At 65.1% G+C, this 22,785-nt stretch carries 20 protein-coding genes; 13 read left to right on the top strand and 7 right to left on the bottom strand.

Translation table 11 applies throughout. From position 1 onward, the window contains the following. Nucleotides 1–2: 2 nt before the first annotated feature. From ARTSIC4J27_RS12775 to ARTSIC4J27_RS12765, 3 genes are read right to left on the bottom strand one after another with little or no spacing between them, the layout of a single operon-like run. Entirely contained in the window at nt 3–569 is a 567-nt protein-coding gene (locus ARTSIC4J27_RS12775; RefSeq protein ID WP_050055543.1) for a hypothetical protein, read from the bottom strand. Then, entirely contained in the window at nt 556–1,371 is an 816-nt protein-coding gene (locus tag ARTSIC4J27_RS12770) for an alpha/beta hydrolase (protein ID WP_050055542.1), read from the bottom strand. The genes ARTSIC4J27_RS12775 and ARTSIC4J27_RS12770 overlap by 14 nt, the downstream gene beginning before the upstream one ends. Further along, a complete protein-coding gene (locus ARTSIC4J27_RS12765) occupies nt 1,368–2,156 on the bottom strand; it encodes an alpha/beta hydrolase (RefSeq protein WP_050055541.1) in 789 nt (262 codons plus the stop codon). Before ARTSIC4J27_RS12765 ends, ARTSIC4J27_RS12770 begins: the two co-directional genes overlap by 4 nt. A gap of 111 nt (nt 2,157–2,267) precedes the next feature. Here ARTSIC4J27_RS12765 and ARTSIC4J27_RS12760 point away from each other — a divergent pair, with 111 nt between their 5' ends. Further along, nucleotides 2,268–2,987 carry a lysophospholipid acyltransferase family protein gene (locus ARTSIC4J27_RS12760; protein ID WP_050055540.1) on the top strand — a complete coding sequence of 240 codons (720 nt, stop codon included), beginning with the start codon at nt 2,268–2,270 and terminating at the stop codon, nt 2,985–2,987. Between the two features lie 65 nt (nt 2,988–3,052). Beyond that, a complete protein-coding gene (locus ARTSIC4J27_RS12755; RefSeq protein WP_200900823.1) occupies nt 3,053–4,444 on the top strand; it encodes a class II 3-deoxy-7-phosphoheptulonate synthase in 1,392 nt (463 codons plus the stop codon). A 32-nt stretch (nt 4,445–4,476) separates the two neighbouring features. Here ARTSIC4J27_RS12755 and pknB read toward each other — a convergent pair whose 3' ends face one another. Both pknB and ARTSIC4J27_RS12745 read right to left on the bottom strand, forming a co-directional pair. Further along, on the bottom strand, nt 4,477–6,558 hold the full coding sequence (gene pknB, locus ARTSIC4J27_RS12750; protein WP_050055538.1) for a Stk1 family PASTA domain-containing Ser/Thr kinase: 2,082 nt from the start codon (nt 6,556–6,558) through the stop codon (nt 4,477–4,479). Between the two features lie 102 nt (nt 6,559–6,660). Continuing rightward, complete coding sequence (locus tag ARTSIC4J27_RS12745) at nt 6,661–8,046, bottom strand: lytic transglycosylase domain-containing protein (protein ID WP_050055537.1); 1,386 nt, start codon at nt 8,044–8,046, stop codon at nt 6,661–6,663. Nucleotides 8,047–8,290: 244 nt separating this feature from the next. On the opposite strand from ARTSIC4J27_RS12745, the gene ARTSIC4J27_RS12740 reads away from it, so the two are divergent. Further along, the gene (locus ARTSIC4J27_RS12740; RefSeq protein WP_050055536.1) at nt 8,291–8,644 is read left to right on the top strand and encodes an Rv2175c family DNA-binding protein; all 354 of its coding nucleotides are present in this window, start codon (nt 8,291–8,293) and stop codon (nt 8,642–8,644) included. Between the two features lie 23 nt (nt 8,645–8,667). Here the strand turns inward: ARTSIC4J27_RS12740 and ARTSIC4J27_RS12735 are convergent, their stop codons facing one another. Next, on the bottom strand, nt 8,668–9,762 hold the full coding sequence (locus ARTSIC4J27_RS12735; RefSeq protein WP_050055535.1) for a polyprenyl synthetase family protein: 1,095 nt from the start codon (nt 9,760–9,762) through the stop codon (nt 8,668–8,670). Then, nucleotides 9,759–10,286 (bottom strand): hypothetical protein, encoded by a 528-nt coding sequence (locus ARTSIC4J27_RS12730; RefSeq protein ID WP_050055534.1) that lies wholly within the window; start codon nt 10,284–10,286, stop codon nt 9,759–9,761. The genes ARTSIC4J27_RS12735 and ARTSIC4J27_RS12730 overlap by 4 nt, the downstream gene beginning before the upstream one ends. An 89-nt stretch (nt 10,287–10,375) precedes the next feature. On the opposite strand from ARTSIC4J27_RS12730, the gene dinB reads away from it, so the two are divergent. From dinB to murD, 10 genes are all read left to right on the top strand, one after another. Beyond that, on the top strand, nt 10,376–11,584 hold the full coding sequence (gene dinB, locus ARTSIC4J27_RS12725) for a DNA polymerase IV (RefSeq protein WP_050055533.1): 1,209 nt from the start codon (nt 10,376–10,378) through the stop codon (nt 11,582–11,584). Nucleotides 11,585–11,871: 287 nt separating this feature from the next. Next, nucleotides 11,872–12,246 (top strand): DUF3040 domain-containing protein, encoded by a 375-nt coding sequence (locus ARTSIC4J27_RS12720; RefSeq protein WP_050055532.1) that lies wholly within the window; start codon nt 11,872–11,874, stop codon nt 12,244–12,246. A 566-nt stretch (nt 12,247–12,812) separates the two neighbouring features. Then, on the top strand, nt 12,813–13,241 hold the full coding sequence (gene mraZ, locus ARTSIC4J27_RS12715) for a division/cell wall cluster transcriptional repressor MraZ (RefSeq protein ID WP_018763545.1): 429 nt from the start codon (nt 12,813–12,815) through the stop codon (nt 13,239–13,241). A 166-nt stretch (nt 13,242–13,407) separates the two neighbouring features. Then, on the top strand, nt 13,408–14,400 hold the full coding sequence (gene rsmH, locus ARTSIC4J27_RS12710) for a 16S rRNA (cytosine(1402)-N(4))-methyltransferase RsmH (protein WP_050055620.1): 993 nt from the start codon (nt 13,408–13,410) through the stop codon (nt 14,398–14,400). Beyond that, nucleotides 14,397–15,107 (top strand): hypothetical protein, encoded by a 711-nt coding sequence (locus tag ARTSIC4J27_RS12705; RefSeq protein ID WP_050055531.1) that lies wholly within the window; start codon nt 14,397–14,399, stop codon nt 15,105–15,107. The genes rsmH and ARTSIC4J27_RS12705 overlap by 4 nt, the downstream gene beginning before the upstream one ends. A gap of 47 nt (nt 15,108–15,154) precedes the next feature. After that, complete coding sequence (locus tag ARTSIC4J27_RS12700) at nt 15,155–16,957, top strand: peptidoglycan D,D-transpeptidase FtsI family protein (protein ID WP_050055530.1); 1,803 nt, start codon at nt 15,155–15,157, stop codon at nt 16,955–16,957. Nucleotides 16,958–17,023: 66 nt separating this feature from the next. After that, nucleotides 17,024–18,652, top strand: a complete 1,629-nt coding sequence (locus tag ARTSIC4J27_RS12695) for a UDP-N-acetylmuramoyl-L-alanyl-D-glutamate--2,6-diaminopimelate ligase (RefSeq protein WP_050055529.1) — start codon at nt 17,024–17,026, stop codon at nt 18,650–18,652. Between the two features lie 6 nt (nt 18,653–18,658). Continuing rightward, nucleotides 18,659–20,125 carry a UDP-N-acetylmuramoyl-tripeptide--D-alanyl-D-alanine ligase gene (locus ARTSIC4J27_RS12690; protein ID WP_050055528.1) on the top strand — a complete coding sequence of 489 codons (1,467 nt, stop codon included), beginning with the start codon at nt 18,659–18,661 and terminating at the stop codon, nt 20,123–20,125. After that, nucleotides 20,122–21,231 carry a phospho-N-acetylmuramoyl-pentapeptide-transferase gene (gene mraY / locus ARTSIC4J27_RS12685; RefSeq protein WP_050055527.1) on the top strand — a complete coding sequence of 370 codons (1,110 nt, stop codon included), beginning with the start codon at nt 20,122–20,124 and terminating at the stop codon, nt 21,229–21,231. The genes ARTSIC4J27_RS12690 and mraY overlap by 4 nt, the downstream gene beginning before the upstream one ends. Continuing rightward, nucleotides 21,213–22,784 (top strand): UDP-N-acetylmuramoyl-L-alanine--D-glutamate ligase, encoded by a 1,572-nt coding sequence (gene murD, locus ARTSIC4J27_RS12680; RefSeq protein ID WP_050055526.1) that lies wholly within the window; start codon nt 21,213–21,215, stop codon nt 22,782–22,784. The genes mraY and murD overlap by 19 nt, the downstream gene beginning before the upstream one ends. Nucleotide 22,785 lies beyond the last annotated feature (1 nt).

The following is a 22,785-nucleotide window of genomic DNA, read 5'->3' as shown; positions in this document are numbered from 1 at the left end:
CACTAAACCCGGGCGCCGTCGTCGTTCTCGTCTTTTTCCTGCGGAAGCTTCATGATCAGGTAGACCGTCCCCAGGACAAACACGGCCACGATTCCCACAATGGCCAGCAGCGGCGCCGAGCGCCAGAACATGGCGGACAACAGGAGGGCTATGGGCCCGCCTACCGCCGCGAGCCAGGCCAGCATGGTCAACGGATCCGTGCCGGCGAGGCTGGGCGGATCCTCGGGGATGAATTCGCCCTCGTCCTCCGGGGCGTCATAATCGCGCGGCCCTGCCCCGCTGCGGTCCACGGCGGACGTATCGGCTTGCCGGCCGGAGGCCGAGGCGTCCTGCCGTTCGTTGGCAGAGAGTTCGGTGGGCGCGGCAAGGCCCAGGGGGTCGAAGTCCCGGAAGGAGGCTGGCCTTCCCGCTGCGGCAGGTGTGCCGCTCTGCGTACCAAGCGACGGCTCTGTTGACGCGTCGCCGGTATCGGCCGGGGAGTTTCCTTCAAGCCGGGCCACCAGGTCGAGCCAGACGGCGTCGTCCTGGTTGGCGCCCTGGTCCGGTGAGCCGGGGTCAGGCCTGTTCACGGGAAGCCTCCTGGCCGGATGGTGCGGGAAAGGCGGAAGCGGGACCGGCGGCCGCGACAACGCTGCGGATGAAGTCCACGGAGCCTTCGAAGATCTGCTCCGCGTCGTTGTCCATGGTGGCCACGTGGTAGCTGTTTTCCAACCGGATAAGCTCCAGGGGCGCGTGCGTGAGGCCGCGGCGAAGCGCCGTGATGCTGGAATCGGATACCACGTGGTCGATGGTGGAGCGAAAGACCCGGACGGGCGCCGTGACCCTGGGCAGGATCCTGAGGGTGTCCTTGAACATCTTGTTGAGTTCGTGGGCGGCGGCGACGGGAGTGCGCGGATACGCTCCTTCGTCCATGCCTTCCTTGAGGATGTCATTGGCAATGGCCGGCGTGCTTTTCATTATCAGCTTCAGGATCCCGGCGAGAGGGGCGCGGGGGTCGTCAATCACCAGCCCCGGATTCACGAGGACCACTCCGGCCACGGGACGGGTGGCGGCGATGCGCAGGGCGAGTGCCCCGCCCATGCTCAGCCCGGCGGAGAAAACGTAGTCGCAGTCTGCATCCAGTTCCAGGTAGGCCTCGTCGAGTGCGCCGTGCCACTGCTGCCACCGGGTCCGCGCGAGGTCCTGCCAGCTGGTCCCGTGCCCTGGAAGCAGGGGCATCCGGACAGCGAAACCGGCGGCGGCAAAGGCGTGCGCCCAGGAGCGCAGGCCATGGGGGCTGCCGGTGAACCCGTGTGAGAGGACCACGCCGATCCGGGGCCCGTCGCTGCCGAAGTGACTGCTGAAGGGGCTGTGGTCAGGGCTGGAGGTCATGGGGTCTCCATCGACGTGGTCTGGCGGGCATGGGTGCGGAAAAAGGAGCTTGATTTCTCGAAGATCTCCGGCGCGTCCACATCCAGCGTAGCTACGTGGCCGCTGCCGGCAAGGCTGACTACCTCGGTAAGGCGGGCGCCCAGGCGGTGCCGCAGCACGGCCAGGGAGGTGGGCGGAACCACCTCGTCCGTCTGCGATTTGAAAACCTGCACCGGAGCTGTAATGCGGGTAAGGCCCCGGATCGCTGCCCCAAACAGCTTCTTCAGCTCGTGCACCGCGGAAAGCGGAGTGCGTGAATAGTCCCCGTCCTCCGTCACGGTGGCGGTGGCCTGCTCCTCACGGATGGGCATGGTCGTTTTCTGGAAATACTTCAGGACGCCGATGACCCGGATCCGCCGGTCGTAGAAGCTGAGGCCGGGGTTGACCACCGAGACGCCCGCCACCGGATGCCGGGATGCAGTAAGCAGGGCGATGGCTCCGCCCATGGACAAGCCGGCAACAAGGCAGGTGTCGGTGCTTTCGGCAAGGTCCAGGTAGGCAGTTTCGAAACTTCCGTACCAGTCGTTCCACCTGGTCCGGGAAAGCTCGCGCCAGTCCGTGCCGTGGCCGGGAAGCAGGGGAACGGTGACCGCGTAGCCCTGCGAGGCGAGGTGCTGTGCCCACGGCAGGACGCTCAGGGGACTGCCGGTAAAGCCGTGGCAGATGGCCACGCCGATCCGGGCGTTGGCCCCGTGGCCGGGATAGCTGAAAGCGGCAGGACGTGACGGGATGCTGCTTTCGCTCATGACTCCATCGTGTCACTGTTCCGGATAAATCTCACTAGAGTAGGGTGTCATTGAACTGCTGACCAGGCCCGATGCCGGGCGTGAAGGCTGCCTTCCGGAGAGGTTTCACACGTGTTCTATTGGGTCATGAAAAGGATCTTCCTCGGTCCGGTCGTGAAGCTGCTTTTCCGCCCCTGGGTCAAGGGCCTGGATAACATTCCCGCCGAGGGCGCGGCCATCATCGCCTCCAACCACCTCTCGTTCTCCGATTCGATTTTTATGCCGCTGATGGTCCGGCGCCCCGTGGTGTTCCTGGCTAAATCCGAATACTTCACCGGCACCGGGATCAAGGGCAGGTTGACTGCCCTGTTCTTCCGGCTCACCAACCAGCTGCCTATGGACCGGTCCGGGGGTGCCGCCTCTGAGGCATCGCTCAACGCCGGGATGGAAGTCCTCTCGCACGATGGACTGCTGGGCATCTACCCGGAGGGCACGCGGAGCCCCGATGCGCGTCTCTACCGCGGCAAGGTGGGCGTGGCCAGGCTCGCGCTCAAAGCCGGGGTACCTGTGATCCCCGTGGCCATGATCGGGACGGACAAGGTGCAGCCGATCGGAAAGCGGCTCCCGAACATCCGCAGGATCGGCATGATCTTTGGTGAACCGCTGGATTTTTCCCAGTACCGGGAGCAGGCCGACGACCGCGTGGTTCAACGACAGGTCACTGACGAGATCATGTTCGAGCTGATGCGGCTCTCAGGCCAGGAATACGTGGACGAATATGCGGCCGTGGTGAAGCTCCGGCTGGCAGGCAAGCCTTCCGACTCCGGGGCAGGGGCGGAACCGCCCGCATGACGCACTGTCCAGGATGCGTGACGCTGCGGTGCCCGGCCGCCCTGCTCTGCCGTTAGTCTTAGATAGTGACTGAGCTATCTGCAAAACCTGCCTTCTCGCTGTCCAGCACCGCCCAGAGCGGAGCGGCCAACTATCCGGGACTCGACAACTGGCGGGACCTTCCCATCTCCCAGCAGCCCAGCTGGCAGGACAGGGAGGTGTTTGATGCCTCGGTGAAGGAACTTTCCGTCCTCCCTCCGCTGGTGTTCGCCGGCGAGGTCGATGTCCTGCGCGAGCGGCTGGCTGCCGCTGCCCAGGGAAAGGCGTTCCTGCTCCAGGGCGGTGACTGTGCCGAGACCTTCGAAGCGGCCACCGCAGACAAGATCAGCGCCCGCGTCAAAACCATCCTCCAGATGGCCGTGGTCCTCACCTACGGCGCGGCCATGCCCGTCATCAAGATGGGCCGCATGGCAGGCCAGTTCGCCAAGCCGCGCTCATCCAACGACGAAACCCGCGACGGCGTAACGCTTCCGGCCTACCGTGGCGACATCGTCAACGGCTACGACTTCACCCCTGAGTCCCGCGGCCACGACGCCGCCCGCATGCTCCGCGCGTACCACACCTCAGCGTCCACGCTGAACCTTATCCGGGCCTTCACCCAGGGCGGGTTCGCAGACCTGCGCTCGGTGCACCAGTGGAACAAGGGTTTCACTGAGAACCCTGCGCACGCCCGCTACGAGTCCCTGGCACGGGACATCGACCGGGCCATCAAGTTCATGGCTTCCTGCGGGGCTGACTTCGAGGCGCTCAAGCGCGTTGAATTCTTCGCCAGCCACGAGGCATTGCTGCTGGACTACGAGCGTGCCCTCACACGCATCGACTCCCGGACCGGCTTCCCGTACGACACCTCGGCGCACTTCCTCTGGATCGGTGAGCGGACCCGGGAACTGGACCACGCCCACGTTGACTTCCTCTCCCGCGTACGGAACCCCATCGGCGTGAAGCTGGGCCCCTCCACTACCGGTGACGACGCCCTCCGCCTGATCGACAAGCTGGACCCGGAGCGGGAGCCCGGCCGCCTCACCTTCATCACGCGCATGGGCGCAGGCAACATCCGCGAGAAGCTGCCCGCCGTCGTCGAGAAGGTCACTGCCTCGGGTGCGCAGGTCCTCTGGGTCACCGACCCCATGCACGGGAACACCGTCACGTCCCCGAACGGCTACAAGACCCGAAACTTCGACGACGTCATTGACGAAGTGCGCGGCTTCTTCGAGGTGCACCACTCCCTGGGCACGGTTCCGGGCGGCCTGCACGTGGAAATGACGGGCGACGACGTTGCCGAATGCCTCGGCGGGGCGGACCCCATCGACCAGGAGGCCTTCCTGGACCGCTACGAGTCTGTCTGCGATCCGCGGCTGAACCACATGCAGTCGCTGGAGATGGCCTTCCTGGTGGCCGGAGCCCTCGCCAAACGCTGATGCCGTGATGGTGGTGTGGGCGGCAGGTCCGCCTACACCACGGTCAGGGTGATGACTGAACCCTCAGGAACTTCGGTATCAACGGGATCCTGGTCCCGGACTGTGCCGAAGAAACCGCCCAGGATGTTGTTCACCTTGACCTGGAAGCCGAGGCTTTCAAGGGCCTTCTTTGCCTCCGCGGCCTGCTTGCCGATGAAGCTCGGTACTTCCACCATGCGCGGGCCCTTCGAAATGGTGAGGGTCACCGTTCCGCCGCGGGTGAGAGTTCCGTTCGCGGGGGATTGGCTCACCACTGCGCCTTCGGGGACGTTTTTGTCGAAGACCTCCTCCCGAGCCACGTCAGCCTTCAGCCCGGCTGCCTCGATGGCATCCACGGCTGCGTCCTCGTCCCGGCCCACCACGTTCGGTACCGGGATGGGCTCGGGGCCTTTGGACACAACCAGCGATACGGGTGTGCCATGCCGTGCGGGCGTCCCGGGGGCGGGATCCTGCGAGAGGACAACGCCCGCCGCGGCCGTCTCGCTGAACTGTTCCGTGACCCCTCCCAACGCCATCTCGGCGGCGTTGAGCCCGTTCTTGGCTTCTTCAAGAGTCCCGCCTGCCAGCTCCGGCACTGGAAAAAGCTGCGGGCCTTTGGAGACAAACAGGGAGACCGGCTGGAACTTCCGGATCTCTGAACCGGCCGGCGGTTCCGTCCCTACTACCAGCCCGTTGGGCACATCGTCGTCGAAGACATCGCTGGTGGTGGACCGGAACCCGGCGTTGCTCAGCAACTCCTGAGCTTCAGCCACCGTCTTGTTGGCTACCGCCGGGATAGCCGCGGCAGAACCGGGGCCCATGCCGAAGAACCAGCCGGCGCCCGTGGCCAGGAGCGCGGCTAAGACCAGGACAACAACCCAGAGGACTCCCCGGCGGCGCGCACTGCCCTCGCGCAGGCTTCGCGCCGGCACGGCGGCAGCCCGTGCCCGGGCCTTCCCGTCTTCCTTCTCCGCCTTGCGCTGCGCCCGTTTGCTCAGCGGGGCAGCGGCGGCGGGAGCCCATGCCTCGTCGTCTGAGTCCGGGGGAGTGAGGTTGTGGTGCGCACCCGAGGGCGCCGGGCGTCCTTCCTGGTCCCCGTGCCTAACGGCAGGGTTCTGGGGCGGGCCGTGAGGCGGGGCAGGTGGGCGGCCAAAAGGCATAACACTGGTTGGACTGCTGGTCCGGGCTATGACTTCTGTATGGCCTTGGGACGCCATCCCTGCGGCCGCCGGAGGCTGCAGGTCCAATTCACGGTCGCTGAGGTTGGTCCTGATGTGCCGCAGCTCCTGGAGCAGCGCGTTCCCGTCGATCGGCCGGTTCTCGGGATCGTTGGCAGTGCACCATTGCACCAGTTCGTCCACCTCGGCCGCGAGGCCGGGCACCAGCGCCGACGGCGGGCCGACCGTACCGTTGACATGCTGGTACGCCACCTGGATGGGAACCTCGCCCGTGAAGGGCTGCTGGCCGGTGAGCATTTCATAGAGCATGATGCCCACGGAGTACACGTCGCTGCGCGCGTCAGCGGGTTTGCCCAGGACAAGTTCAGGCGAAAGGTAGGCCACGGTCCCGAGCAGGGCTCCGGTGCTGGTGGACGTGGTGACGGCACGCGCCAGGCCGAAGTCGGCAACCTTGATCCTGCCGTCATCCGCGATCAGGACGTTTTCGGGTTTGACGTCCCGGTGGATGAACCCGGCGGCGTGGGCGGCGCCGAGGCCCTCCACCACGGGATCGATCAGTGCCAGGGCAAGCCTGGGCGGAAGCGCCCCTTTGGTATTGATGACCTCCCGGAGCGTGTGGCCCTTGACGTACTCCATGACCAGGTACGCGGTGTGGTTGTCGGTGCCCTGGTCCAGCACTCCCACAACGTGGGGGTGTGACAGCCTGGCGGCGGCCTTCGCTTCGCGGCCCAGCCTGCCCAGGAAGCTTTCGTCAGCGGACAGATGCGGGTGCAGCACTTTCAGGGCCACGTCCCGATCCAGCCGCTGGTCGGTCGCTACGTAAACCGTGGACATTCCGCCACGTGCCAGCCTGGACCGGACCGCGTACCGGTTGTCCACCAGGGTTCCTACCAGCGGGTCTGACACGTGTTCCGTCACCCTACGATCGTAAGCCAGCAATGAAACGGGTCCGAACCCATACTGGTCCGGACCCGTGCCGATGTCCCCTCGCGCCCGTTTTCCAGCGGGCTGCCGCGGGTGTCAGCCGAAGTTCTTTTGATGCGCCTTGATGGCTTCAACGTACGTCTTGGTGTCGTCGTACATGCCGTACTTGCTCACTGAGTACTGGCCCTGGTAATAACCGGCGATGGCCGTGTCCCGGTCCTTGCTGGTGGCCAGGAGCTGGCGGATGATCGCCACACCGGCCGTTGCGTTGTCATGGGGATCCAGGAGGTTCAGTTTCCGGCCCACCAGATCCGAGGCCCACTGGCCGGAGCTGGGAATCACCTGCATGGTCCCGATGGCGTTCGCGGGTGACACAGCCCGCTGGTTGAACCCGGATTCCTGGTAGGCGAAGGCGAGGGCAAGCGAGGGCTCCACGCCCATCGCCCGGGCAGTGTCCGCCACGATGACCTTCATCTGTTCCCTGGACGGGACCGGCGAAGCGTTCAGGAGCGCCTTGTTCTCGTTGGCCGAGCTCACGACAGCTGCCGGGTACGTGAAGCCGAGGAAGGAATTGGGAACCAGCGGCGTGACTGACGCCGCCGGCTGCGGGGCCGGCTGGGCGGCCGCGCCCGGGATCGCCAGCTTGTTTCCCGGGTAGATCACCGACGACATGCTCAGCTGGTTCGCGGAAAGGAGCTCTGAAAGCCTGACGTTGTGGCGGGACGCGATGGCGGACAGCGTGTCACCGGCCTTGACGGTGTAGGATCCCGTTGCCGGAGCGGGCGCGGCCGGGCTGGCCGGAGGAGCAGACGCGTTGGCCAGGGCTGCCGGTGCTGTTGGAGCCGGGGCCGGGGCAGCACCACCTGCGCCTACTTTGACTTTCTGCCCGGGGTGGATGATGGAGCGCATGTTGAGGTTGTTCCACGAGAACACGTCCGAAAGGCTCACATTGTGCTTTGCCGCGATCGCCCCCAGTGTGTCGCCCGGCTTCACGGTGTACGTTGCGCCCGCTCCGGCATTCGAAGGTGCGGCGGGGGCCGGCTGGGCGGCGGGAGCGGCCGGTGCGGCCGGCGAGCCCGAGAGCTTGATCTTCTGCCCGGGGTAAATGATGGTGTTGGCCTGGAGGTTGTTCAGCGCCAGGATCTCGCCGGTGTTCAGCCCGAACCTGCCTGCGATGGCGCTGATGGTGTCACCCCGGGCAATGGTGTACTCCGCCGGTGCGGCCGGTTGGGCCGGCTTAAAGGCGGCGGGAATGGTGGTGGAAACAGACGACGCCGGGATGACGGCCGCCGTCGCCTGTGCTGCCTGGGCCTTCATGGCCGCTGCGAGCGTGGCTGGAACAGGACGGGCCGGCTGCTGGGCCGCGGCGGGCTGGGCGAGGGCTAAAGACGACAATACGACCGCTGGCAGCGCTGCCGTTGTGGCAGCAATCATAGGCAGGCTCGGCTTCGGGGGCTGCTTCGGCGAGCGGGACATCGTCATGTGAAGGGATCCTCTTCTCAACTGCGGGCGCGGACGGGGATGCCGCTGTCATTTTCGATACTACTGTTACTGCTGTTATTTCTGTTACGAAAGTGATGTATGTGAATCTCTCACGGATTCGCGGTTAGCACAAGAATTCGCGCTTTGCCGGGATGGCAGAATTTCCGGAGTGTCCCCACGTCAGCATTGCCCGGCAGTAATTCCTGACTAGGCGCCACGGCGGGCAGCGTGGCAACCTTGATCCGTGAGTAATGTAGAAAACCTCGTGGGCGAATGGTTGCCCCTTCCTGACGTCGCCCGTTTATTGGACGTTTCCATCACCAAAGTCCACAGCCTGATTGACGAGCGGGCGCTGGCTGCTGTCCGCGTGGGGGAACGGAAGATCCGCTCAGTCCCGGCTGGATTTATTCAGGACGGCCAGGTGGTGGACAGCCTCAAAGGCACCATTGTTGTGCTCGCTGACGCAGGCTACTCGGACGAGGACCTCATCATTTGGCTTTTCACGCCTGACGAGTCACTGCGGGGACGGCCCATCGACGCTTTGCGGGAGGGCCGCAAAACTGAAATCAGGCGCAGGGCGCAAACCCTTGCCTGGTAATTGCCAGTCTAAAAACTAAGGAATCAGGACGCCCGGCTGACCGTTGCTTCAGCCAGCCTCCGCAGCGCGGTTTTAGGCAGGTCGTCCAGGGGAAGCATTTCGAGGGCGTCAAAAGCCGCTTCGCCGAATTCGTTGATCAGGACCTCGGTGGCCTGCAAGGCTCCCGATTCTTCGATAATCCGCCGGATCTCACGGATGTCCTCATCCGTGAGATCCGGGCTTCCCAGCCGGGCATCGATAAAGGCGGACTCGGCTGCCGAGGCCTGGTCCAGGGCCAGCGCCACGAGTACCGTGCGCTTGCCCTCCCTGAGGTCATCGCCGGCAGGCTTGCCGGTAGTGAGCGGATCACCAAAAACGCCCAACACGTCGTCGCGGAGCTGGAAGGCCTCGCCCAGGGGCAGGGCAAACGCCGAATAGCCGCGGAGCAGTTCGTTCGAGGCTCCCGCGAGGGCACCGCCCAACGCCAGGGGATGCTCAGTGGAGTACTTGGCAGACTTGAACCTGATAATGGACTGCGCCCGGCTCACCGCACCGGCACGGTCGCGGACCGGTCCGGCAACCTCTTCGAGGATGTCCAGGTACTGTCCCGCCATGACTTCGGCGCGCATGAGGTTGAAGATCAGCCGCGCCCGGCTGCCCGCAGCAGCACGCTCGCCAATGTCCGTGAAGGCCTCTTCACTGAAGGAGAGGCAGAGGTCGCCCGTGAGGATGGCCGCAGCCTGGCCGAACCGCTCACTGTCCAGTGCCCAGCCATGGGTGCCGTGCAGCTGGCTGAAGCGGCGGTGTACGCTGGGGCCGCCGCGCCGCGTGTCCGAGCGGTCAATGATGTCGTCATGGATGAGTGCGGCCGCCTGGAACAGTTCCAGGGCCGCTCCCGCAGTCACCACCTGCTGGGCGCCGGACTCGCCACCGGCGCCGCGCCAGCCCCAGTAGCACATCAGCGCCCGAAGCCTCTTGCCGCCCGTGACCAGGTTGGAGATGGAGCCCATGATGGGCTCGATGTCCGGGGAGATCCCGGACATAACGGATTGCCGGGAGGTGAGGAAATCGGTCAGTTCGCCGGCCACCGCCGCCACAAAGGCGGCTTGTTCATTTCTTAGCTGCTCGGCCGCCGTCACTTGGCTGACTCAGCTGCCACGTTGGCGCCGATGGCGAAGGTCACCACACCGGCCGCTTCCACCGCAGACAGATTGACCGTCTCGTTGTCCCCCCGGACAAAATCCTTGGAAGCAACGGCCCCCACCGCCTCGCCCGGCACAGCCTTGAATCCCCGTGCCTCAAGCTCCTTGGTGTAGAAGTCCAGGACAGCGGCAGTGGGGGAGCTGATGGTCGCAACCAGGGCGGCAGTGGCAGGCGTGGAGGCCTTGTCGAAGCTGCTGGACACCACACTGGCGCCCGGCATGAGGGGCAGAAGCTGCTGGGGGAAGCCTTCGACGACGGCGCCTACCGTGGCGGAGGTGTTGGGGGAAGCGGAGGGGCTGGCGGAGGCTGTGGTGGTTGACTGGGCTGTTGCCGGCGAGGAATCGGAAGCAGTGGGACCAGGGGTTCCTGACGGTGTTGGGCTGCAGGCAGCGAGGGCCAGTGCTGCCGCGGCAGCGAAAGCGGCCAGGGCTGCTGGCTTGAGGTTTCCAAAGACCGTCACAGGGACTTTCCTCCTGGTGTTGATGCCGGATTCAGCCTCCAGTTTAGTCAGTACAAAGCGATAGGATTGCAGCCGTGGGACCTGTTGGGATGAATGAGCCGGCCGGAGCCGGTCTCCGGGCCCGCAGGCGCAAGTGCATCATGCACGTGGACATGGACGCCTTTTTCGTCTCCGTGGAACTGCGAACGCGGCCGGAACTCCGGGGTAAGCCCGTCATCGTCGGCTTTCCCGCGGAGCGCTCAGTGGTCTTGTCGGCGTCCTACGAGGCCCGGGCTTTTGGTGTGAAGTCGGCAATGCCGATGGCTGTGGCTATGCGGATGTGCCCGCAGGCAGTCATCATTGAGCCGCGCCACAAGGTCTACTACGAAGTCTCGGCGCAGCTGATGGCCATCTTCGAATCCGTGACTGAGCTCGTGGAGCCGCTCAGCGTTGATGAGGCATTCCTGGACGTGACTGGCGCCCTTCGCAGGCTGGGTCCGCCCCGGGCGATTGGGGAACTGATCCGCAGCAGGGTTGCCGCCGAGCTGGGCATCACGGCTTCAGTCGGGATAGCGGAGACGAAGTTCGTGGCCAAGATCGCCTCCACCCGGTGCAAGCCGGACGGGCTGCTGCTCATCGGCCCCGACCAGACGGTGCCCTACCTCCACAGCCTGCCGGTGGGCGCACTCTGGGGCATCGGAGCCAAAACCGCGGACGTCCTGGCAAGGATGGGCATCCGGACCGTTGCTGATGTGGCCGCCACGCCGGTCTCCTCGCTCCGGAAGATGCTGGGTGCCACTGGAGTGCACGTGCATCAACTGTCCTGGGGACAAGACCCGCGTCCCGTAACGCCGGTCCGGCTGGAAAAGAGCATCGGTGCCGAAGAAACGTTCGCCGTTGACACAGTTGACGACGCCCTCCTCCACCGGGAACTGCTCCGCCTCGCGCACCGGACGGCAGGGCGCCTCCGGACTTCGGGAATGGTGGCCCGGACCATCGCCTTGAAGCTGCGCTTCGCCGACTTTTCCACCATCACCCGCAGCCGGACAATCCAGACACCCGTGGACAGTGCCCAGCTCATCTACGGAGTCGCGCTGCAGCTCCTGGAATCGGTGGACCGGCCAATGGCAGTGAGGCTGGTGGGCGTGCGGGCCGAACACCTCGAAGACGCAGCCACTACCTCCCTCCAGCTCAGCATCGACCGGCGGGACGACAACTGGCGGGCCGCCGAGCAGGCACTTGACCAGGTAGCCCGCAAATTCGGGAGCAAATCCGTCCTTCCTGCCCGGCTCCTGGAGCCGGAAAGCGGCACCGAATGAGGCTTTGGTTCAGGGCCTCAAATGGGCTCCTCCGGAGTACCGGCGAAAGTCATTGCCGTCTTTCAGAACAGCCCTCAACAAACTATCCTTATAAATACAAAGTTTTTGAGTGACTGGACATACTGCCGGACTCTCTTGGACATGCTCCCGCTCCGGGTCTGCATGCCTGGCTTTCGTTTACCGCCACAGCCGGCGGGTACGGGAACCACCAGGGCATACCAGACGTTATTGGAGCAGAAGTAGTGGCTGGGACCAGCCCGGACGTTGGCCTACAAAAGGAGGTCGTGATGCCGCTGTCGGAGCACGAACAGAAGCTGCTTGAGCAGCTTGAGAAGCAGCTTCACGAGGATGACCCGAAGTTCGCGAATTCAATGGGATCGGACCCAGGACGTTCGTGGTCGACAAGACACGTCGTGATCGGCGTCCTCTGTGCGCTGGCCGGCGTCTTCCTGTTGCTCGTCGGCGTCACCCTCCAGAACATTTTCGTTGGTGTCCTCGGTTTCATTGTGATGGGCGGCGGCGTGTACTTCGCCACAATGCGGAGCAGCTCATCCGGGGCCAAGGGCTCGAAGCCCGGCAGCGGCAAGGCCGGCAAGCAGCGCAGCTCATTCATGAGCAGCCTCGAGGAACGGTGGGACGAAAGGCGCAGGGGAGAACCCTAAGCCGTTCGGCCGGCGTGGCGGGACTTATTCCGCCCACTTTGCTCCCTTGGAATAGGGGAGATTCAACAAATAGACCCGCTTCGGCGGGTCTTTTGTGTTTGAGCAGGTGCTGAAAGCCGCAGGAGCTGATGGAGCGCTGTGCAGAAAGTGGCAAAAGCTGATGACGCGTCCGGGCAGCAGGGCTTTGAGCCGGTCAACATGCTGATCCGAACGCATCCTCCCCACTTTGCTCCCCCGCATGGTGCAGGCAGTAAATAGACCCCCGTCGGCGGGTCTTTTGCGTTTAAGGGCGGGGCCTTTTGCAGGCATCAACGCCGCCAGGGTGAAAAGCAAAGTTGAATCAGGGCCGGGCGCCAACCTGAATTCCACCGGAGTGGTGGAAAGTCCTCCACTTCCCACCACCGGCATAATTCCTTGCCATTTCGGGCCTGCTATCCCAAAGAATGCGTGTCCCGGACGCCAATTCACGTTGACTGTGGGGGAAAGTGGAGTAATGTGGAGGACATAAGAGGGTGGTTGCAACACAGGGGATGTGCAGTTCCTGACATCGGACAGGCGGTGGGCCAGTGTTTCTGGGCACACATTCGCCGCGTCTGGATGAAAAGGGGCGGATCATTCTCCCCGCGAAGTTCCGGGAGGAACTTGCCAGCGGACTGGTCCTGACCAGGGGCCAGGAACGTTGCATCTACGTCTTCAGCGAGAAGGAATTTGCCCGGGTCCACGAGCAAATGCGGGAGGCGCCAATCTCCTCTAAACAGGCGCGGGACTACATCCGCGTCTTTCTCTCTGGAGCCTCGGACGAGGTACCTGACAAGCAGGGGCGCGTGACCATTCCGCCGGCGCTCCGGGAGTATGCAGGACTCGGAAGGGAGCTGGCCGTGATTGGTGCCGGAACCCGCGCCGAGATCTGGGACGCCCAGGCTTGGAATGAATACCTTGCGGAGAAGGAAACGGCCTTCTCTGAAACCGATGACCCCATTCCGGGCATTTTGTGACCGGAACAGGACAGCGGACACCTTCTTGGTTGGGATCTCCAGCCGGCCCATCAGCCGGCCAACCTGGCTCACCTTCCCCGGAGCCAGGCGGGCAGGACGGTAGGCGCGGATGGGGATCCGGGTCAAGAAGCATCCAGGTGACAGCGACGGCGAGAAAGGACGAGGCATGAACGATCAACCGAAGCCCACGTCCGAACGCCATGTGCCGGTCCTTCGGGACCGGTGCATCAATTTGTTGGCGCCCGGATTCGAAGCGGCCAGGAGCCGCGGCGAAACACCGGTGGCCATTGACGCCACGCTGGGCATGGGAGGCCATTCCGAGGCCATGCTGCAGCGTTTCCCTGACTTGCACCTGATCGGCATCGACCGTGATGAAGAAGCCCTTGCCCTGGCCGGAGAACGGCTGGCGCCCTTTGAAGCACGCACCGACCTCGTGCACGCCGTCTATGACGAAATCGGGGATGTCCTGGCTGACCTCGGCGTCCGTGAGGTGCACGGGATCCTGATGGACCTCGGCGTTTCCTCGCTCCAGCTCGACGAGCGTGAGCGAGGCTTCGCCTACTCATTCGACGCTCCGCTGGATATGCGCATGGATACCAGCCGCGGGCAGACAGCTGCGGACGTGGTGAACACGTACAGCGAAGAGGAACTGGTCCGGATTATCCGCAAGTGGGGCGAGGAGAAGTTCGCCGGCCGGATTGCCAACAGGATCGTCACCGCCCGCGCCGCCAAGCCGTTCACCACCACCGGCGAACTCGTGGAGCAGATCCGTGCCGTTGTTCCGGCGGGGGCGGCAAAGTCCGGCGGACATCCCGCCAAGCGGACCTTCCAGGCCCTGAGGATCGAGGTCAACGAGGAACTCGAGGTGCTGGAACGTGCTGTGCCTGCCGCAGTGGAGGCCACAGCACTCGGGGGCCGCATTGTGGTGATGTCCTACCACTCCCTCGAGGACAAGATCGTCAAGGGAGTCTTCCAGGCCCGATCGAAATCCTCCGCTCCGCTGGGCTTCCCCGTGGAGTTGGAAGAACACAAACCCGAACTGAAGACCCTGACCAAAGGCACCGAAGTGCCAACCGCCGTCGAAATCGCCGAAAACCCCCGCGCAGCCTCAGCAAGGCTCCGCGCGGTGGAACGAATCCGAGCCAGGAGAGCTGAATGAGCACCGCTGCCGTGAAGAACTTTCCCGTCGTCTCCGGTGCGGCGGCGAAGAAGCTTCCTGCCGGTTCGCCCGAAGCGCCACGCCGGAGCCGGACGCCCCTCTCAGTTGTCCGGACCGTTCCCCGCAAACGCCGCGCGCCATTTGTGGTGCTGTGCTTCGGCCTGCTCGCGGTGGCCCTGATCGCCGTCCTGGTACTGAACATCTCGGTTTCCACCGCCCAGTACCAGCTGGTGGAATTGCGCGCAAAGCAGAGCACCCTGACCAAGCAGAACCAGGACCTCACCCAGCAGGTCCAGAACTTCGAGGCTCCGCAGAATCTTGCCGCCCAGGCGACAAAACTGGGGATGGTGCCCTCCACGGTGAAGGGCCAGATCGACCTGTCCACGCTCTCGGTGACCGGCAAGGCAACACCGGCGGTTAAGGACGGTGCCGCCGGTGCCGTGATCCCGGCGCCGGCTGTTGCAGGCCAGCTGACAGTGGTTCCGCCGGCAAGCAAGAGCGATCCGCAGGAAGCCCAGAAGCCGGTAGAAGAGACCCCGGCTCCGGCCGCTGCATCGCCGGACACCCCAAGCGGCGGTGCGTCAGGCACTGCCGCAGGTGCTGCTCCGGATGCGGCAGCCCAGGCCCCGGCCGCGGCGGCGGTGCCGCCCGTGGAACTCCACGGCGGCTCGATTCCCGCGCCGGAGCAGAAGGTTCCCGGGCAGTAACAGGCAGGTCTGGCAGGCAACAGGGTCGAGCAGCAAGGAATATCACGGTGGCGCAGAGGACCGGCAAGGCAAGAAGCAGCAAGGTGCCCAACGCCACTAAACGCCTCCGGCTCGGCCTCGGGATCATGCTCTCGCTCCTGCTGGTGGTGGGCGGAAAGCTTTTCCTGGTCCAGGGGCTGGACGTTGGGGGAATGGCCGAGGCCGCGCTTAACAGCCGGATGAAGCAGACCGTGCTTCCCGCCGAGCGGGGCAGCATCCTGGACTCCACAGGCACCGTCCTGGCCAACAGCGTGATCCGCTACAACGTAGTGGTGGACCAGCGCGTCAACACCAAAACGGAGACCTTCAAGCGCCTGGAAACGGTGGATGGCAAGGAAAAACTGGTGGACGTCAGCCGCGACCAGGGACTGACTGAGCTCGGAGCCGCACTGGGCATGGAGAAGGATGCCATCCGCGACGCCGTCACCGGCAACCAGCCGTATTACATTGTGGCCAAGGATGTGAAGCCTGACATTGAGGACCGCATCTCCAAGCTCCAGATTCCCGGCATCGTCACCGAAGGCGTCAGCAAGCGCGTCTACCCCAATGGCTCGGTGGCGGGCGGCATTATCGGGTTCCTGCAGGACGGCAGCACTGGCCAGGCCGGTATCGAACAGACCCAGGACGGGCTCCTGAAGGGTACGGACGGCAAGCGCCTGTTCGAAATCGGTGCCGACGGCCTGCGCATCCCGGTGGGCATGGATGAACTGACCCCACCGCAAGACGGCAAGGACGTCAAGCTCACCATCAACTCGGACCTGCAGTATTTCGCCCAGCAGGCCATCCAAAGCCAGACGGACAAGCTCAGCGCAGAGTGGGGCGTCATCATCGTGATGGACGTCAAAACGGGCAACCTGGTGGCCATGGCCGATACCAACGCCCCGGATCCCAATGACCCCGGCCGGGTGGCTGCCAAGGACCGCGGCGTCCGTGCGGTCACTGCAGCCTACGAGCCCGGTTCCGTTGAAAAAATGCTCACGGCGGCGGCGCTGATCGAGGAAGGCAAAGCCAATCCGCTCAGCGAGTACACGTTGCCGCCGTCCTACACGGTCAACGGCCAGACCTTCAGCGACTCCTTTTCCCACGGCACCGAAAAGCGTACTCTCGCCGGCATCCTGGGTTACTCGATGAACACCGGCACCGTGATGGCCGGCGAGGAATTGAGCAAGGAACAGCGCTACAACTGGTTGAAAAAATTCGGCATCGGCGAGGCTCCGGACATCGGACTCCCTGCAACGGCGTCCGGGATCCTCACGCCCTGGGAGCAGTGGGACGGGCGCCAGGAATACACCGTGTTGTTCGGCCAGGGCGTTTCGCAGTCCACCCTGCAAACGGTCCGGGCGTTCCAGTCGGTCGCCAACAACGGCGTGATGCTCCAGCCCCGACTGATCGATTCTTACGTCTCCCCGGACGGCACCGAGGAAAAGGTGCCGGCCGCACCGTCCACCCGGGTGGTCTCGGAGAACACGGCCCAGCAGGTCCGGGACATCCTGGAAAGTGCCGTTACGGAAGGCCAGATCAAGGACGCAGGGATCGACGGATACCGGGTCGGCGCCAAGACCGGCACCTCGGAATCACCGTGCGACGACGGGAAGTCCGGCTTCTGCGGATACACCGCCTCCATGGTGGGAATGGCACCGATGGATGATCCGCGGTTTATTGTGGAGGTGGTACTCCAGCGGCCCAAGGGCAGCATCTACGGGATTACCAACGGGCCGGTCTTCCGGTCGGTCATGAGCCAGGCACTGCGGATGTACAACGTCCAGCCGTCCACGGGCGAACCGGCCAGGCTGCCCCAGTTCGCCAAGTAGCAGTCCCGCGTAGAGCACCACCACCGGCCCACCCATGCCGGCACGACTAGCACCATCGGAGATTCCTTGACAGAGATCAACCCGCCCAACAACCGCGCCGTCCCGGAGGGACCCGCCGGCCAGGGCCGCTTCCGCCCCTCTGTTGTGGAACCGGTACGGCTGGCAAGCATCGGCGAAGCTATCGATGTTGCGGTCCCCGGCCCGGCTGCCGGGGTGGAAGTCACCGGAATTTCGTTGAATTCGCGTGCGGTGGAACCCGGCGACCTCTACGTGGCCCTCCCCGGCGCCACCAGGCACGGTGCAGACTTCGTGCCGCAGGCCGTCGAGGCAGGGGCGGTGGCAGTTCTCACCGATGACGCCGGTGCCAGGCTGCTGGCACCCGCCGAGACCCCGGTACCCGTGGTGATCGTGGAGTCGCCGCGCAACGTGGTGGGTCCGTTGTCCGCACTGATCTACCGCAGCCAGCCGGGTGCCGGCCAGCCGCAGCTGTTCGGCGTGACAGGCACGAACGGGAAGACCACCACCACCTACTTCATCAATTCCTTGCTGCGCGCCCTCGGCCGCAGTACCGGACTGATCGGCACTATCGAGATCCACGCCGGCGGCGATCCGATTCCCAGCCTCCTCACCACGCCGGAATCCACCGATGTCCACGCACTGCTCGCCCTGATGCGCGAACGGGGGCTTGCGGCCGCTGCGATGGAAGTCTCCTCCCACGCCATCTCCTTCCAGCGCGTGGACGGTGTGCTGTTCGACGTTGCAGGCTTCACGAACCTCACCCAGGACCACCTGGACCTGCACCTCACCATGGATGACTACTTCGCCACCAAGGCGGAGCTGTTTACGCCGCGCCGTGCCCGCGCCGCAGTGGTAACGGTCGACGACGAGTGGGGCCGGCAGCTCGCCGGCACCACCGCCGTGCCGGTCACCACCCTCAGCACCGCCGGAGCGGCTGCGGATTGGACTGTCTCAGGAACTGCCCCGCGCGGACTCGGGACGGAGTTCACGCTGAGCGGCCCGGACGGCGCGCGGCTCACCCTGCACACCGGGTTGCCCGGCAGCTTCAACGTGGCCAACGCAGCGCTTGCGGCAGTCATGGTGCTGACGGCAGGAGTGGACGCCGCAGCCTTGCAGGCGGCGCTTGACGAGTCGGATCCGTTTACCGTGGCAGTCCCCGGACGCATGCAGCTGGTGTCCGCCCAACCCGCTGCCATTGTTGATTTTGCCCACAACACCGACGCGCTGGCCAGGGCACTGGAAGCCGTGCGGTCCCCGGAAAAAGACTCCAACCTCATCGTGGTGTTCGGCGCCACAGGCCAGCGCGACCAGGGCAAACGGCCGGCCATGGGTGCCATCGCCGCCCGCCTTGCCGATACCGTCATCATCACCGACGACGATCCCCACGACGAGGATCCGGCCGCCATCCGCGCCGATGTCCTCGCCGGAGCCCGGGAAGCGCAGGAGAAAGGCTCCCTGGCCTGCGAGGTCCTGGAAGTTTTCCCTCGCGCCGAAGCCATCCGGCGTGCCGTTGAACTGGCCCGGCCGCAGGACACCATCCTGGTGGCCGGCCGTGGCCATGAAGTGTGGCAGGAAGTAAAAGGCGTCAACCATGCCCTGGACGACAGGGTGGAGCTTCGCAGCGCCTTGACAGCCAGGGGATTCAACGCTCTCCAAGACGACCGGATAGAGTCCTAGACCGAGATGATTGCTTTTACTGCGGCGGAGATCGCCGAAATCACTAGTGGGCGCCTGGACGCCGATCCCGGAATCACGCCCCTTTCGGTGGTCACGGACTCACGCGAAGCCATGCCCGGTTCGCTCTACGTCGCAAAGCCCGGCGAGCACGCCGACGGCCACGACTTCGTGGCCGTCGCGTTTTCGGCCGGTGCCAGCCTTGCCCTCGTGGAACGCCCTGTCGCGGCTGCGGACGGGACAAGCTACCCCTCCGTGGTGGTTCCGGACGCGGTCCTGGCGATGGGGGCCCTGGCTGCAGAGGCCGTCCGCCGGATCCGCAAGGCCCGCGCCGAGCAGGGCAGCGAGCTGACAGTGGTGGGAATCACCGGCTCGGCCGGGAAAACCACCACCAAGGACCTCCTCGCCGGAATACTGTCCACGCAGGGGAACACCGTTGCGCCGCAGGGTTCCTATAACGGTGAGATCGGCGTTCCGCTCACCGTCTTCCGGGCCGGCCCGGATACGCGCTACCTCGTGATCGAGATGGGCGCCACCGGAATCGGACACATCCGCTACCTGGCAGACATGGTTAAACCCGACATCGGAGTGGTGCTGGCCGTGGGAACCGCGCACGCCGGCGAGTTCGGGGGAGTGGAGAACATCGCCCTGGCCAAGGGTGAGCTTGTGGAGGCACTCGCTCCCGCCGGCACCGCGATTATCAATCTCGACGACGACCGCGTGGCCGCCATGCGCACCCGCACCACCGCAAAAGTACTCGGATTCTCCGCGGAAGGCCGCGCCGATGCGGCCGTGCAGGCACTCAACGCCGACACCAACGGTGACGGCAACCCGGAATTCGATCTCCAGCTTCCGGACGGCGAAAGCGGCCTGCACGTCAGCAGCCGCCTCATCGGCGCGCACCACGTGGGCAATCTGCTGGCCGCCGCCGCGGCAGCCTGGGCGGCCGGCGTTCCAGGACAGGACGTCGCGTCCTCCCTCAGCAGCCAGGCCGCCGCAAGCCGCTGGCGGATGGAACGCACCGAACGGGCAGACGGCGTCACCATCATCAATGACGCCTATAACGCGAACCCCGAATCCATGCGCGCCGCCCTGCGCACCCTGGCAGACCTCGGCCGCGGACGCCGCACCTGGGCGGTGCTCGGAGCCATGCTCGAACTCGGTGATGACTCCATCCGGGAACACACCGCCGTGGGCACCCAGGTGGTCCGGCTCAACATCTCCCGCCTGCTGGTGGTTGGCAGGGAAGCGCGCGCGCTCTATGTCTCCGCCGTCCAGGAAGGCTCCTGGGGCGACGAATGCCTCTTCGCCGAAACAGTGGACGAGGCCTACGACGTGCTGAACATCGAACTCGAACCCGGGGACCTGGTGCTGTTCAAGTCCTCGAACAGCGTGGGACTGCGGCATCTGGGTGATCGGATAGCATTACCCCCACAAACCCCCCAACTGGCCGACGAAGGGAGCACTCTGCTGTGATTGCACTTTTGATCGGCGCCGGCCTGGCCCTGTTGTTTGCCCTGGTGGGGACACCGCTTTTCATCCGGCTGCTGGTCCGCCGCGGCTACGGACAGTTCATCAGGGATGACGGACCCACCTCGCACCACACCAAGCGCGGCACCCCCACCATGGGCGGAACCGTGGTGGTGGCAGCCGTACTGTTGAGCTACGGACTCACCCACCTGATCATGCTGATGGTGAACCCGGGTGCTCCCGGGCCCTCAGCCTCCGCCCTCATCCTGCTGTTCCTGATGGTGGGGATGGGGCTGGTGGGCTTCCTCGACGACTTCATCAAGATCTCGCGGCAGCGCAGCCTTGGCCTGGACGCCAAGGCCAAGCTGATCCTGCAGGGTGCCGTGGGAATCATCTTCGCGGTCCTCGCGCTGAACTTTCCCAACGGTGCCGGAGTCACCCCGGCCTCCACCAAAATCTCCCTGGTCCGCGATCTTCCCTGGCTGGACCTGGCCTTCGGCGGCACGGTCCTCGGGGCAATCCTTTTTGTGGTGTGGTCCAACCTGATCGTCACCGCCGCAACAAACGGCGTCAACCTCACCGACGGGCTCGACGGGCTCGCTGCAGGTGCGTCAGTCATGGTCTTCGGCGCATATACGCTGATGGGAATCTGGCAAAGCAACCAGGCCTGCGGATCGCCGCGGGAGGCGGGCAGCGGCTGCTACTCGGTCCGCGATCCGCTGGACCTTGCCCTGCTGGCGGCCATCATGAGCGCGGCCCTGGTCGGCTTCCTGTGGTGGAACACGTCGCCGGCAAAGATTTTTATGGGCGACACCGGCTCGCTGGCGATTGGCGGGGCCATCGCAGGCTTCGCCATCCTGTCCCGGACCGAGCTGCTGCTGGGCATCATCGGCGGCCTGTTCGTCCTGATCACCCTGTCCGTCATCATCCAGGTGGGTTACTTCAAGGTTACCGGCGGTAAACGCGTCTTCAAGATGGCACCGCTGCAGCACCACTTCGAACTGAAGGGCTGGGCCGAAGTAACCGTGGTGGTCCGGTTCTGGATCCTCGGCGGACTTTTTGTGGCCGTGGGCCTGGGCATCTTCTACGCTGAATGGGTTGTGCTGCTGTGACTGTTTCTCCCCGCCTCAAGGACCTCGTCAGCTGGGACTCCGACTGGTCCGGCCTCCGCGTTGTGGTGACCGGCATCGGCGTTTCCGGCTTTGCGGCCGCCGATACCCTCATCGAACTGGGCGCGCGGGTGGTGGTGGTTGACGCTGCCACGTCCGACACCGCCAAAGCCCATGCCGAAACCCTGAAGATCGTGGGCGCCGCCGATGTCCTGCTGGGGGAGGACGCGGTCACCCGCATCCCCAGGATCGACGGTGAGCTGCCCGAACTGATTGTGACCTCACCGGGCTGGCGTCCCGACCAGGCGCTCCTCGCCGCGGCCGCTCGTGCCCACATCCCGGTATGGGGCGACGTCGAGCTGGCCTGGCGGGTGCGGGTCCGCGAGGGCCGCAAGACCGCCGACTGGCTCGCCATTACCGGAACGAACGGCAAGACCACCACGGTTGGCCTCACCGAGTCCATGCTCCGGGCGGCCGGCCTGAAGGCCATCGCCGTGGGGAACGTGGGCACCCCCATCCTTGACGCCCTCCGCGACCCCGTCGAGTACGACGTCCTCGCCGTCGAACTCTCCAGCTTCCAGCTGCACTGGGCGCACTCGCTGTCGCCGGTGGCCAGTGTGTGCCTGAACGTCGCCGAGGACCACGTTGACTGGCACGGCTCCTACGATTCCTACCTGGCGGACAAAGCCAAGGTCTACGGGCAGACCCAGAAGGCCTGCATCTACAACGCCGAGCAGATCGAAACAGAGCGGATGGTGGAAGACGCCGACGTCGTGGAGGGCTGCCGGGCCGTCGGTTTCACCACCGTCACTCCCGCTATCAGCATGCTCGGCGTGGTGGAAGGCCTCCTGGTGGACCGGGCGTTCATCGCCGAGCGCAAGGACAGCGCCGCGGAACTCGCCTCCATGACCGACCTCGGCGCTTTCGCACCCCGCCACATGGTGGCCAACGCCCTGGCAGCCGCAGGCCTGGTGCGCGCCTACGGCGTGGACGCGCAGGCGGTACGTAAGGGCATCCAGGACTACATCCCCGGCGACCACCGGATCCAGCCGGTAGCCCGCCACAACGGCGTCCTGTGGATCAACGACTCCAAGGCCACCAACCCGCACGCTGCATCGGCCTCGCTGGCCACCTTCAGCAACGTCGTCTGGATTGCCGGCGGCCTCTCCAAGGGAGTCAGCTACGACGACCTGATCCGTGAGCACGTCCAGCGCCTCAAGGCCGTGGTGCTCATCGGAAGCGATACCTCTGCCCTCAGCCAGGCCCTCCAGCGACACGCGCCCGATGTCCCGGTGATCATCCCGGGCACGGGCGAAACTGAAGAGGTGCAGACTGCCGCAGCGGCTGGTGCCGTCCACGCCGGTTCCTCCGGTGGGACGGTGATGGCCAGTGCTGTTGCGTCAGCAGCGCAGCTCGCTGAATCCGGCGATACTGTGCTGATGGCTCCGGCAGCTGCTTCCATGGATCAGTTCTCTTCCTATGCTCACCGTGGTGACACTTTCATCGAAGCTGTCCGCGAGCTGGTGGAAGGGCAGGCCCAGACCGGCGAGGAGTAAC

Origin of the sequence: Pseudarthrobacter siccitolerans (genome assembly GCF_001046895.1) — a bacterium.
Classification (GTDB): domain Bacteria; phylum Actinomycetota; class Actinomycetes; order Actinomycetales; family Micrococcaceae; genus Arthrobacter; species Arthrobacter siccitolerans.
Note: the sequence above shows the minus strand (reverse complement) of the source record. Positions and strands in the feature narration are given on the sequence as shown.